The sequence below is a fragment of the Brevibacillus sp. FIR094 genome (assembly GCF_050477165.1).
Classification (GTDB): domain Bacteria; phylum Bacillota; class Bacilli; order Brevibacillales; family Brevibacillaceae; genus Brevibacillus.
Genome location: NZ_JBEAES010000004.1, coordinates 75,262 through 88,662 on the forward strand (window position 1 = coordinate 75,262; position 13,401 = coordinate 88,662).

Consider the following 13,401-nt stretch of genomic DNA (forward strand, 5'->3'; position numbering starts at 1 on the left):
AGGGGAAAGATCATGGCAGTCCAATTTATACTGGGACGGGCAGGAACGGGGAAGACAGAATCGATCCATCGGCAGATGCAAGCCCGGCTGCGGGAAAAGCCGTTGGGTTCGCCTATGATTCTGCTTGTACCGGAGCAGGCCAGCTTTCAGGAAGAGTATGCGCTCGCCACACTCCCAGAGCTAGGCGGTGTGATGGGGACACAAGTGCTCAGCTTCGGTCGATTGGCTCACAGGCTCATGCAGGAGCTGGGCGACCTGACTACCGTGCCTGTTGACGATCTGGGTAAGCATATGGTTTTGCGCATGCTTTTGGAGCGGCACAAGGAAGAGCTGAACGTATTCGGGCGCTCGGCGACACAGCCTGGGTTTGCTTCTCAGCTCGGTCGTTTGATTAGCGAGTGCAAATCATATGGGGTATCCTTCACCCATTCCGAGAATCTGGAGTGGGGAGGAGCCAATCTCAATCAAAAAGTACATGACCTTCGCTTGATTATGAATGCGTACGAGGCTTACTTGTCAGAGGGGTATTGTGATGCAGACGACATCCTGAATCGAGTGGCCACGATGGTACGTGATTCCATGTACATCAAGCAGGCTGAAATATTTATCGATGGATTTACCGGGTTTACAAATCAAGAGTTGCGCTTGATCGAGCAGTTGATGCAGCACGCCAAGCAGGTGACGATTGTGCTGACACTTGATCCGAATGAACGTGATGCCTCGGTGGATGAACTGGGGCTGTTCCACCCTACACTGCGAACATATCAAGCCTTGACATTGATGGCGCGTGAATCGGGTGTATCAATCGCCAAGCCGCTTTTATTGACCGAGGCACAGCGATTCAAGAGCAGTCCGTGGCTGCGTCAGGTCGAACAAGTGTATTTCCAATGGGGAGACCCGCCTATTCCGGATCAGTCCGGACGTGCGGATGAAGTGACGATGCTCTCAGCAGTGAACAGGCGCGCAGAGGTAGAGGCTGTGGCGCTGAAGCTCCTGACTCTGTCGAGAGAAGAGGGGTATCGCTGGAAGGACATGGCGATTTTGCTTCGGGAAATCGGTACGTACGCAGATGAGATTTCGGCTGTGTTTACCGAATACGGCATCCCGCACTTCTTGGACCAGAAGCGCTCTGTCATGCACCATCCCTTGGTCGAACTGGTGCGCTCAGCATTGGAGGTCATTGTCACAAAATGGCGGTACGACGCTGTTTTCCGCTGCTTGAAAACAGACCTGCTCCTGCTGGATATCACCGATGAGCATACAGCCCGAAAGGAAATCGACCGGCTGGAAAACTACGTGCTGGCACATGGTGTCTTTGGCTATCAATGGGGAGAAGAATCTGCTTGGCATTTCCGTGGGCAAGCTGGCGCTGAGGAAGACGCGAAAATCGATGAGTTGAGACGCAAATACGCAGCGCCGCTCCTGTCCTTTGAAAAAGAGATGAAGCAAGCTACGGGCAATAACGTACAGGAAATGACTCTTGCCCTGTACAACCTTCTGATCGCGCTGGATGTGCCTAACAAGCTGGAGAATTGGCAGCGAAAGGCAGAAAATGACGGTGATCTCGATGCAGCACAGGTGCACGGACAAGTATGGACAGGATTGATCGAGCTGATGGATCAGGTCGTGGAGGTCATGGGCGACGAGAGCATGGAATTGGCTACATTTGCTCGTGTGCTCGACAGCGGTCTGGAGACGATTGAATTGGGACTCGTACCACCCGCACTGGATCAGGTGCTGATCGGGGCCATGGAGCGCTCCCGTCAACCGGATGTCAAAGCTCTGTTTTTACTTGGCGTAAACGAGGGCATTATTCCGTTGCGTCCAAAAGAAGAAGGAATTCTGGATGAGGCGGAACGTGAGCGACTGGCTGAAATGGGCATGTCTCTGGCACCGAGTGCGAAGCAGCGGCTGATGGCTGAGCCTTACCTGCTATACCAGGCGATGACGAGACCCTCGGAGAGACTGATCCTGAGCTGTGCGTTGGCAGATGAAGAGGGCAAGGCACTGTTGCCTTCCTCTGTGTTCACCCGCATCCGGGAAGTGCTGCCGGATATCCCGCATCAGGTGTTTTATAACGAACCGACGGGGCAGCACGAGACCGATGCATTCTTGCTCGGTCATCCGAGACGTGTGTTCCGCCATCTATTGACGCTATTGCGATCTATGAAGAAAACAGGAGAACTGCCAGACTTCTGGTGGGAAGTATACGACTGGTATATTCGCGCTTCTTCCGATGTCAAACGGGAGCAGTGGCTGTTGTCCGGCTTGCGTTACTTCAATCGACCGCAGGAGCTGGATTTGGAAACGAGCACGACCTTGTACGGCAAACAACTAAAAATGAGCGTGTCTCGTCTGGAGCGGTTCCAGTCATGTCCGTTCTCGCATTTCTCTTCCCACGGTCTCAGATTGTCGGAGAGAACGATGTACAAGCTGGAGCGTTTCGATGTGGGAGAGCTGTTCCACGCTTCACTCAAGCGAGCCGTTGAAAAAATGAACGAAGACAATCTGGAATGGAGCAAGCTGACGGAAGACAATAGCATGCAGCTTGCAAATGTGGTTGTAGAAGAGCTGGTTCCTGCGACTCGCAGCAGTATTTTGACGCGGACAGCCCGGTATCGTTATTTGTCCGGCAAGCTGAAGCGAGCAGTTGGCCGTGCGATTTACGTACTCGGGGAGCATGCGAAGCGCAGCCGTTTTGCTCCAGTAGGACTGGAGGTTTCGTTTGGGCCGAATTCAGATTTGCCGGGATTGGCTTTAACACTTGAAAATGGCGTGGACCTTCAGCTAATCGGACGAATTGACCGCGTTGACCAATCACTGGATAGTGAGGTCCCGTATTTGCGCGTGATTGACTACAAGTCCAGTCCCAAGCAGCTGTCTCTCTCCGACGTGTGGAATGGTCTGAACTTGCAACTACTCGTCTATCTGGATGTTGTCGTGGCGAATGCGGAGGAATGGCTGGGGAAAAAAGCCGAAATGGGAGGCGTTTTCTACTATCAGGTAGCCGATCCTTTTGTGACGGCAAAACGCTTGCTAACGGCTGACGAAGCGGCAAAGGAGCGGGCAAAGCGCTTGCGCATGAAAGGCTTGATGCTCGCAGACCCAGAGCTGGCACGTATGATGGATGGCTATGTAGAGCAAGGGGCGTCAGAGCTGGTGCCATTTGAAATCAAAAAGGATGGAACGCTTTCGTCGCGATCATCTGTGGCAACAGCCGAGCAATTCCAAGCCTTGACCTCCTATGTCCGCGATACCGTGAAGCAAATCAGTACGCGCATGACCAACGGGGAAATCCAGATCGAACCGTACACCAATGGGACGATGACCGCTTGCGATTACTGCTCGTACAAGCCAGTATGTAAGTTCGATGGAGATGCGGGTGGGAATGAGCACCGACAGCTTGCCAAGTGGAACAACAAGCAAATATGGAGCATGCTGGCAGAGCAGCAGATGGCAGGAGAAGGAGGGATGACCGATGGCGGATCAACAATTGCAGGCCAAGCCTGAACAATGGACGGACGAGCAATGGCAAGCGATTATCCAGCGCGGGAATAATCTCCTGGTGGCCGCGGCAGCAGGCTCAGGGAAAACCTCAGTCCTGGTTGAGCGGATTATCCGACGCATCATGGACGAAAAGGACCCGGTTGGAGTCGATCAGCTGTTGGTAGTGACCTTTACCAATGCGGCAGCGGCTGAGATGCGTCACCGGATTGGCGATGCATTGCGAAAAGCATTGAAAGATGACCCGCATTCTTCTCATCTGCGACGACAACTGGCGCTGCTACAGCGGGCGACGATTACGACGCTTCACTCGTTTTGCTTGGGGATTTTGCGCCAGTATTATTATCTGATTGAACTCGATCCTGATTTTCGCATTGCCGATCAGATGGAAGGGGAGCTTTTGCGGCAGGATGTCTTGGAGGAACAGCTGGAGAGCTGGTACGAGAATGATGCGGATTTTCATGCATTAGCTGATGTGATGCTGGATGGTCAGGACGATCATGCGCTTACCATACTGCTACTCCGGCTCTATGAGTTTTCGCGCAGTCATCCGGCACCAGAACAATGGCTCGGGGAAGCGGCTGGAATGTTTGCGGTTCACGATAAAAACGGACTGGACGGACTGGAGTGGACCAGAAGCGTGCTGCGTTCTGTGGAGCTGTCGCTCGGTGGAATGACCGCTAAGATGCGCAGGGCAGTTCTATTGGCAGGCTCACCGGAAGGGCCTGCTGGCTATTTGCCTTTGCTTGAGGCGGAAGCAGTTGCCTTGCAGCGTGCCGGAGCGGCTTGCATAGATGGCTGGGAAGCGACTGTCGAAGCTGTCCGAGGAGTTGTATTTGCCAAGCTGCCTCCAGTGAAAGGCACAGATCCGCTCGTGAAGGAGCAGGTGCAAGACCTGCGAAACAGCGTGAAAAAGGAACTGGCAGAGCAAATCGAGCAATACTTTTCTACGACAGCCGAGCAGTACGTTGCGGATTTGCAGCGGATTGCCCCTCACATGCAGACATTGGGAAGACTGGTGACAGCATTTTCGGACGCGTTTCAATTGGAGAAGCGCTCACGTGGCTTGGTCGACTTTGGCGACTTGGAGCATCTGGCTCTGCGCGTTCTAACCGAAACGAATGAGTCCCGTGAGACTATTCCTTCGTCTATCTCCACGCATTGCGTGAACAGTTCGCTGAAGTGCTGGTAGACGAATATCAGGACATCAACCTCGTGCAGGAGACAATCTTGCAAATGGTTTCCCGAGACGGAGCAAATGGCCAGCCAGCGAATCGCTTCATGGTGGGGGATGTGAAGCAGAGTATTTATCGGTTCCGCTTGGCAGAGCCGAAGCTGTTTCTCGAAAAATATGTGACCTATCAAAAAGATGGGGATGCCGACGAAACGTGCATCGGACGGCGTATTGATCTGGCAGCGAACTTCCGCAGTAGAAGGGAAGTCGTAGATGCCGTTAACTTTTTGTTTCGTCAGATCATGTCTCACGGGGTAGGTGAGATTGGTTATGATCCCTCGGCGGAGCTGATTAATCGTGCGTCTTATCCTGAAGCACAGCCGAACCGTTTGCAGGCAGAGATGCATCTGATTGACCGGAATACAGCGATTGTAGAAGAAGGTCAGGCGGTAGTTGCAGAGTCCACAGATGAGGGCGAAGCAGGGATTCCCGAGACAGCGGGAGAGTCCGCAGAGGAAGCGAGTGTTGCGCAGCTGGAAGCACGGCTAATCGCCAGCCGCATTCGTCGTTGGATGGAGCCAGGCGAGGGAGAAGAGCCATTGCTCGTTTTCGATAAAAAGGCTGGGGGAATGCGCCCGCTGGCTTATCACGATATCGTTATTTTGCTTCGTGCGACCTCAGGCTGGGGGCAGACGATGCAAGAGGAACTGCACGCGGCAGGAATTCCCGTGTATGCAGAGCAGACTGCGGGTTATTTCGCGGCGACTGAGGTAGAAACGATGCTCTCCTTGCTGCGTGTCATTGACAACCCGCTCCAAGACATTCCATTGGCGGCTGTATTGCGGTCGCCTATCGTCGGCTTGCGGGAGGAGCAACTTGCTCAAATCCGCATTCACTACGCGACAGGGCCGTTTCACCAAGCCGTACTCCAATATGCAGAGGAACGCCCGGCTCAAGAATCGTGGGAGAGAAGGCTGCGACTGTTTTTTGGCCGATTGGATCTATGGCGGACAGAGGCTCGCAGAGGTGCCTTATCGGAATTGCTGACGATGCTGTACCGGGAGACGGGTTATCTCGATTATGTGGCGGCTCTGGAAAACGGTCAGCAGCGACAAGCTAACTTGCGTGCGCTCTATGATCGTGCGAGACAATACGAAGCTGGCTCCTATCGTGGCTTATTCCGCTTTTTGCGCTTTGTCGACCGTCTGCAAGAGGCGGGCAATGATATGGGCGAAGCAAGAACCATCAGCGAAAACGAGGATGTCGTACGCATCATGACGATCCACAAAAGTAAGGGGCTGGAGTTCCCGGTTGTTTTTGTGGCGGGTATGGGCAAGCAGTTTAATACGATGGATTTGAAAAGCCAGTTTTTGCTGCATAAAGACCTGGGCTTTGGCCCGATGGCTGTTGAGCCCTCCATGCAGCTGCGCTATCCGAGTCTGGCTGCGCTAGGCATCCGGCAAAAGCTGCGTCGGGATATGCTGGCAGAGGAAATGCGAGTGCTTTATGTGGCTTTGACGCGTGCACGCGAGAAGCTCATTCTTGTCGGTTCATCCAAGGACCTGGCAAAAAGTGTAACGGACTGGGGCAGACAGGATGACAGCGAGCGGCTCAGTGACGAAGACCTGATTCAGGCAAAAGGATACCTGGATTGGGTAGGGCGTGCGATGCTGCGACATCCTGGCGCAGGATTGCTGCGGGCATATCCAGAGCAACAAGGCTCTGGAGAAGTCGTGAGAGTCAGAAGTGTGCTGGATGATTCGCTTTGGTCGTTTCACTTCTATCAGGCAGATGAGCTCCGTGCCCAAGGAGAGTCAACCAACGACGAGGCATCTCTGTGGGAGCGCATGACCAGACGAGAGGCGATCGAGGAGCGACCGTCTGATGACACTTTGCGAGAGATTGTCGACAAGAGATTAGGATGGCAGGACCCTCATCCCATTGCGCCACGCGTCGCTGCGAAATGGAGTGTCAGCGAACTCAAGCGACATGCCAAAGTCAGCAAAGGCGGACAGCCACTCACACTACCGTCGATTACGGAAAAGCCAAAGTTTTTGTCTGAGCAAAAATCCAATCGACTGACAGCAGCAGAAAAAGGGACAATCACGCACTTAGTGTTCCAGCATCTCGATTTGAAGCGTCCGCTGGATGAAGCAGATATTCGGGAGCAGGTGACGGCACTCGCGGCACGCCGCTTTTTGACTGAAGAGCAGGTACAAGCAGTAGATGTTCCCCAGATCGCCCGATTCTTCGCTGATCCTTTGGGGCAGCGAATGAAGTCGGCTACGGTCGTGCATCGAGAGCTGCCATTTACCCTCGTGCTTCCTGCTTATGAAGTAGAAGCGGAGTTAGGTGAAGAGAGCAACGAGCAGGTTGTCGTCCAAGGGGTCATTGATTGCTTGTTGGAGGAACAGGATGGAAGCCTCGTCCTGATCGATTTCAAGACAGATTGGATGGCAAAAGAGGCGACTGCCTTAGCGATCGAAGAGATGAAGAGAAGATACGAAGGCCAGATCAGGCTATACGTCCGGGCGATCAATCAGATCATCAAGCCAAAAGGGAACGTGTCTAGTTATCTTTATTTACTCTCAGGTGGATTCTCTCTTTCGTTTTCGGATGAAAGCATGGATTAGTATGTTGGACCGTCAGGACTTGTTCTGGCGGTCTTTTTGTTTATTACAGGTACCGTGGTAGAGGAAGAAGCGCATTTCCACTCTTCGCTTCGGCCTACGCCCCGCAAAGGGGATTGACTGTCCGCTCCGGAATAAATGGCGGGAGCGCTTCAAACGTAGAAGTTTCGATGAAAGATTTCATGAGTGAAGCTGAAATTCCCCGGCATTCATTTCCAAGCTAGGTTGGGCTCCAGAGGCGCTTTGACTGGAAATGCGCTTCTTCCCACGCGGCTTTTGGTGAAAAGAATTCAAGGAAGCAGCTTTAAACTGCCCTCATTATGTTCTAAGAGTCGGAAGAGGATCAAAGCTATACGAAAGCCCGACCACTACGGTTAGAAGACAATCACCAAGAATTTGTAACAAAATACGAACGTACGTGCTATAATTGGTTGAAATTTCCTTAATAATCTACTCAATTAGACAAGGGGCGGGTCCAATGAAGATGTTTTTCCAGTATAACTGGCAGGTTCGGGACGAGTGGATGGAATGGTGTAAGCAGCTGTCGCCAGATGAATTGCTGCGCGAGCGTACAGGTGGGGCTGGCACGATTTTGTACACGCTGTTTCACATTACAGATGTGGAATATAGCTGGCTTCGAGGTATACAGGGGAAGCCGGATATTCAGGTATCGTATGAAGATTACAAGTCTCTGGAAAAAGTCAAAGAACTATCAGATGCATGGCGCGTGGAATTGCGAGATTTCATCGAGAATTGGTCAGACGAGCTGGAGAACGAATCGGTAAAGGTCGCCTGGGATGATGAAGTGTACACAAAGGGGGAGCTGCTTCGCCATGTCATCGCCCACGAGATTCATCACATGGGGCAGTTGTCCATTTGGGCAAGAGAGCTCGGGATTGCGCCAGTTTCCGCCAATGTCATCGGGCGCGGATTAGCAAGCAGGTAGCCCTGACAAAATCCGCTCTAAACTGCACATATGCATAATTTTCCTCCAAACGGACCATACTCCAACTGTTTTCAATCACGGTTGGAAGTGAATGACCCGCTTGGGAGGGCGCACATGATGTCATGGAAAAATCAATTGCTGAGGAAAAAGTCAGTTGCGCAAATGCTGGAGCAGGTGGATAAAAACGAAAGCTCTCTCAAAAAGTCACTAGGTGCTTTTGACCTGACAATGCTGGGCATTGGCGCGATCATGGGAACAGGGATTTTTGTGTTAACGGGCGTTGCCGCTGCCTTGCATGCTGGACCAGCGCTTGTTTTGTCTTTTGTGATTGCGGCACTTGCTTGTGTATTTGCCGCACTCTGCTATGCAGAATTTGCTTCGACTGTTCCGGTGTCGGGAAGCGCTTATACATACAGCTATGCGGCATTTGGCGAGTTTGTCGCCTGGATGATTGGGTGGGACTTGATTCTCGAATACGGAGTGGCTTGTGCTGCGGTGGCAAGCGGATGGTCGGGGTATGCCCAGGGATTGCTAGCCGGGTTTAACATCCACCTACCGCATGCGCTCACGAGTGCGTTTGATGCATCGAAAGGAACGATTATCGATCTACCTGCGGTCCTCATCATTGTCATCATTACAGCTTTGTTGATGAAAGGAACGAGAGAGTCAGCGAGCTTGAATACCATCATGGTGTTAATAAAAATAACGGTAGTTGTCCTGTTCCTCGTCGTTGGGGTCATGTATGTCAAGCCGGAAAACTGGAGTCCATTCATGCCGTTTGGTTTTGCGGGAGTAGCGACTGGTGCCGCAACGGTGTTTTTTGCTTTTATCGGGTTTGATGCGGTGTCCAGTGCGGCCGAAGAAGTGCGCAATCCCCAGCGCGACATGCCAATCGGGATCATCTCGTCCTTACTCGTGTGCACGATTTTGTACATTGCTGTCTCACTGACATTGACAGGGATTGTTCCGTACAAATTGTTGAATGTCAAAAATCCGGTCGCGTTTGCACTCAGTTATGTCAATCAGGACTGGGTAGCAGGCTTCATTTCTTTAGGAGCTATCGTCGGGATCACTACCGTTTTGTTAGTCATGATGTATGGACAAGCACGGATGTTTTTTGCGATGAGCCGAGATGGCTTGCTCCCCGAGCTCTTCTCGCATGTACATCCCCGCACACAGGTACCACAAAAGAGCACGCTTGTTGTGGCTGCATTGGTAGCAACCTTCGGTGGATTATTGCCCCTCTCAAGCTTGGCCCAGCTCACCAACATCGGAACGCTGTTTGCTTTTATTTTGGTCTCGATTGGACTGGTTGTACTGCGGCGCACTCATCCGCAATTACCAAGGGCTTTTCGCGTCCCATTTGTTCCGCTTGTTCCCTTGCTCGCGGTTCTCTTTTGCGGATATCTCGTTTTCAACCTGCCTACGCTGACCAAGATTGGTTTTCTCGGTTGGCTGTCGGTCGGAGCGATCGTCTATTTCCTTTATGGGCGCAAACACAGTCGATTGGCAGCAAAAGACGACTCCTCCCAAACATAAATGGCAGGTTAGTCCAGTTAGACATGTTCTACGTGAGCATGTCTTTGTTTGCTATCTGACAAAGCCATCCAATTCATGGTAGAGTAAAAGCAACCAAAACGACGAGGGAGAGCAGGCTATGAAGCGAAAACGAGCAGATCGACCTGGTTGGAGACGCGTGAAGCGATTGGGCTACCAGCAAAAATGGGTAGAATCTTTATCTTTCTCTGGGTACACTGTTCGTCTGACTCTGGACGAAGTAAGTGAGCCTGCTTACATGCCTGTCGGGGACAAAACTCTGTGTGTGGGTGATAGAGGATATGTGTACTTGCAGTATTTTCCCCATGGTCAAGCTCATGCCGTTACGAAAATGATGGATGAGTTAGGGAATACCGTGCAATGGTATATCGATATTTGCAGGGGACATGGCAAGGATGAGAACGGGCATCTCTGGTATGACGATTTGTACCTCGACATCGTGGTACTACCGACAGGAGAAGTGTACCTGCTCGATCAGGATGAGCTCGATGAGGCATTGAAAAAAGGCGTTATCACGAGCGAGGATCACCAGTTTGCCACAAAGACGGCTGATAGGATGCTACAGGATATTTTAGCGGGGAAACGCGATGCCTTTGACTTTCCCAATTTCTTTGCATAGAATGGTGAGGAGTTTTCCATAGTGAAAAAAAGGAGGGGATGGGAATGAATAACAAGAACGGAAGGTTCCCAATCTACTCTTTTTGCTTCGAAGAACGAAGGCGATGTTTGCTTTCGTTCTTTTTTTTTGAACGTGATCCATTCCAAAGAAAAGAACGTAGGGGGAGGCGCCATGCGGTATAAACGAGTCCTGGTCAAGTTAAGCGGTGGAGCGGTAGCGAAGGAAAACGGGTTTGGCTTTAATCCTGTGCAGCTGGAGCATATCGCGGGGGAGATTTTGTCTTTGCTGGATATGGGCGTAGAAGTAGCCATCGTGATCGGCGGGGGTAATATTTTTCGCGGGAACATGGCTGATCAATGGGGAATCGAGCGGGTGGAGGCGGACAATATCGGTACATTGGCCACCGTCATCAACAGCTTGATGCTGCGCGGAGTTTTGAAGGCCCGCGTAAACAGGGAAGTCCGAGTCATGACTGCCGTTCCGATCAATGCAGTCGCCGAGCCGTACATTCGTCTACGGGCCGTCCATCATTTGGAAAAGGGGCATGTGGTCATCTTCGCTGGGGGAAATGGTCAACCGTATGTGACTACTGACTATCCGGCTGTCCAGCGGGCGCTCGAGGTAGGTACGGATGCCCTTTTGGTCGCGAAGCACGGCGTAGATGGCGTGTACACTGCCGATCCGCGCAAGGATTCTACCGCGAAGCAGTATGTGGAGGTCTCTTTTGACGAGGTGGTCAGAAGAGATTTGAGAGTCATGGATCAGGCCGCAATGATTTTGGCCAGAGACCACCAATTGCCGCTGCACGTGTTTAACTTTGATCAGCCGGGAGCCATGGCGCAGATTTGTCGTGGGGAGCAGGTAGGTACGTACATTAGCACAGAACTGGAGGCACTGTATAAGTAGTAAGCAAAGGTTCTGATAAAAGAGACAGCGACAGTCTGGGACGAGAAAATAAAGTCCTAGACTGTCGCTAATCATTACATCTCACCTGGCGTTTTCTGCCCGATGGGGGGGATATGGCGAAGTTTGATCACGGTGAGTATGGCGATCGCGATCATAAGCCCGCCGCTAACGGCCACAACAGCATGCATGCCGTCGATAAAAGCTATCTGGGCGCCATGAAGAAGTGTTGAACCAATAGGTTCGGGTAAAGCTTTAGCTGCCGATACTGCCCCAGCCAGACTTTCGCGGGAGGCTCCGGCTATTAATGGCGTAACATCTCTCGGTATGAAGCCGGCAATTTGAGTGCGATACACATATGTTTCGATGCTGCCTAATACAGCGATACCCAGTGCGAATGCGAATTCACCGCTCGTTTGCAGCAAGGACGCCGCCGAACCCGCTTTCGCAGGAGGGGCTGAGCCGATAATGATATCGCTGGACAAGCTCGCAAACGGGGCTACACCCATATTAAAAAAGATATAACCGACGATCAGGGTAGAGAGTCCAGATCCCGCTCCTACTTGGGACAGTAGAATACAACCAGTCGCCGAGACGGCGAGGCCTGCCCCGATAAGGAGCGACGGTCGAATCCGCCGAGCGATGATCGGCGACAACAACATGCCTGCCATCGACGCAACCACTCCCGGGAGCATGCACATCGCTGCCGCAAGCGGCGATAGTCCTTCCACGAATTGAAGATGCTGTGCGATGAAGAGCATGGAAGCGCCTGTCAAAGTGATGCCGAACAAGCCGCCCAGTGCTGTGCTGAAGGAGGGGTTTGCGAATAGGCGCAAGTCTATTAGCGGACTGTCCAACCGTTGCTGCCGTCTTACGAATAACGTCCCGAAAACAACTCCAGCCGCAGTGGTAATGAGCGGCAAGATCTGTAGACCTTGCTTAGCGATTTCCTTTAGGCCGTATATTGCGGGTAGAATGGTACACATCGACAGCATGACGCTAGTCATATCCAAATGACCAGGTGCGGGATCCCGATATTCGGGCAGAAGATGGGGCGCAGTCAACAACAGCAGCGCCATGACTGGAACGCCGAGTAGAAAAATCGAACCCCATGAAAAATGCTCCAGCATCATCCCGCCGACTATCGGGCCAAGCGCCATGCCTCCCATGGAGCACATGAACCATATGCCTATGGCGAGGGAACGCTGCTTATGATCGCGGAACATATTGCTGATTAAAGCCAGGGAAGAAGGCGATACCGTCGCCCCGGCTATGCCGAGCAGCGCCCGTGCTGCAATCAGCATTCCAGAGGTGGTGGAATAAGCGGCCAACACGGAAGCCGAACCGAATGCCGCTGCGCCGAACATCAGCAGCTTACGGCGGCCGAGTCGATCTCCGAGCGAGCCCATCGTGATCAGAAACCCCGAGAGCATGAAGCCGTATATGTCCATGATCCAGAGCTGTTCTGTACTGTCAGCGCCGATAAAGACGCTTATGTGAGGAAGTGCGAGAATCATTACGGACAAGTCTATCGAAACGAGCAGTGCAGGCAATGAAAGCACGGCAAGTCCGATCCATTCGTTCAAACCGGCCCGGTTACTCGATTCAAACGCAGCATCTATCATTGCTCGTCCAGAGCTTTTCCGAGCTGGTCCAACATCACCTTTGTTCCGTGCTCACGCTGTTCAGGCGTATCAAGACCGTCCAGAAAAACGCCCTGCTCGGTATAGATCAAGCGCGTGCCGCCATCTACGAAATCGAATTCCACCGTCGTCACGGAGACAGACATCCGCTTGTCTTCCATGTCCAGCGTGTATGAGTATACAATTCGACTATCCTGAACGATTTCCTGATAGCAGGCATCGAATGTGTAAACGGGTCCCCCAGGCGGACCACCGCGATTGAATTCTCGGCCGCCGACGCGGAAATCGAACTCGTCGGCTTTAGGAAACCAACCGGCTTTTGCTGCTTGACCCGCCCATGCAGCGAATACACGGGCAGGGGAATGTTTATAGTTCCTTTCGATAACAAATGTGGAATGTTTGGCAGATCGTTCACTCACAGTCAA

Annotated in this window: 7 protein-coding genes and 1 pseudogene; 6 read left to right on the forward strand and 2 right to left on the reverse strand. The window is 52.2% G+C overall.

Going from position 1 to position 13,401, the window contains the following annotated elements; all coding sequences use genetic code 11:
- The first annotated feature begins 12 nt into the window (after positions 1-12).
- From addB to pyrH, 6 genes and pseudogenes are all read left to right on the forward strand, one after another.
- The gene (gene addB, locus ACQ5DJ_RS04420; RefSeq protein ID WP_429841368.1) at positions 13-3,510 is read left to right on the forward strand and encodes a helicase-exonuclease AddAB subunit AddB; all 3,498 of its coding nucleotides are present in this window, start codon (positions 13-15) and stop codon (positions 3,508-3,510) included.
- Positions 3,479-7,311, forward strand: a pseudogene (addA, locus tag ACQ5DJ_RS04425) (helicase-exonuclease AddAB subunit AddA). The gene addB and the pseudogene addA overlap by 32 nt, the downstream one beginning before the upstream one ends.
- Before the next feature lie 475 nt (positions 7,312-7,786).
- The gene (locus tag ACQ5DJ_RS04430; protein WP_429841369.1) at positions 7,787-8,254 is read left to right on the forward strand and encodes a DinB family protein; all 468 of its coding nucleotides are present in this window, start codon (positions 7,787-7,789) and stop codon (positions 8,252-8,254) included.
- Positions 8,255-8,371: 117 nt separating this feature from the next.
- Positions 8,372-9,793, forward strand: a complete 1,422-nt coding sequence (locus tag ACQ5DJ_RS04435) for an amino acid permease (protein ID WP_429841507.1) — start codon at positions 8,372-8,374, stop codon at positions 9,791-9,793.
- 118 nt (positions 9,794-9,911) lie between these two features.
- On the forward strand, positions 9,912-10,430 hold the full coding sequence (locus ACQ5DJ_RS04440) for a DUF402 domain-containing protein (protein WP_429841370.1): 519 nt from the start codon (positions 9,912-9,914) through the stop codon (positions 10,428-10,430).
- 171 nt (positions 10,431-10,601) lie between these two features.
- A complete protein-coding gene (pyrH, locus tag ACQ5DJ_RS04445; protein ID WP_429841371.1) occupies positions 10,602-11,336 on the forward strand; it encodes a UMP kinase in 735 nt (244 codons plus the stop codon).
- A 74-nt stretch (positions 11,337-11,410) separates the two neighbouring features.
- Here pyrH and ACQ5DJ_RS04450 read toward each other — a convergent pair whose 3' ends face one another.
- Together ACQ5DJ_RS04450 and ACQ5DJ_RS04455 are read right to left on the reverse strand one after the other, a co-directional pair.
- Positions 11,411-12,958 carry an MFS transporter gene (locus ACQ5DJ_RS04450; protein ID WP_429841372.1) on the reverse strand — a complete coding sequence of 516 codons (1,548 nt, stop codon included), beginning with the start codon at positions 12,956-12,958 and terminating at the stop codon, positions 11,411-11,413.
- The gene (locus tag ACQ5DJ_RS04455) at positions 12,955-13,395 is read right to left on the reverse strand and encodes an SRPBCC family protein (protein ID WP_429841373.1); all 441 of its coding nucleotides are present in this window, start codon (positions 13,393-13,395) and stop codon (positions 12,955-12,957) included. Before ACQ5DJ_RS04455 ends, ACQ5DJ_RS04450 begins: the two co-directional genes overlap by 4 nt.
- Positions 13,396-13,401: the final 6 nt, after the last annotated feature.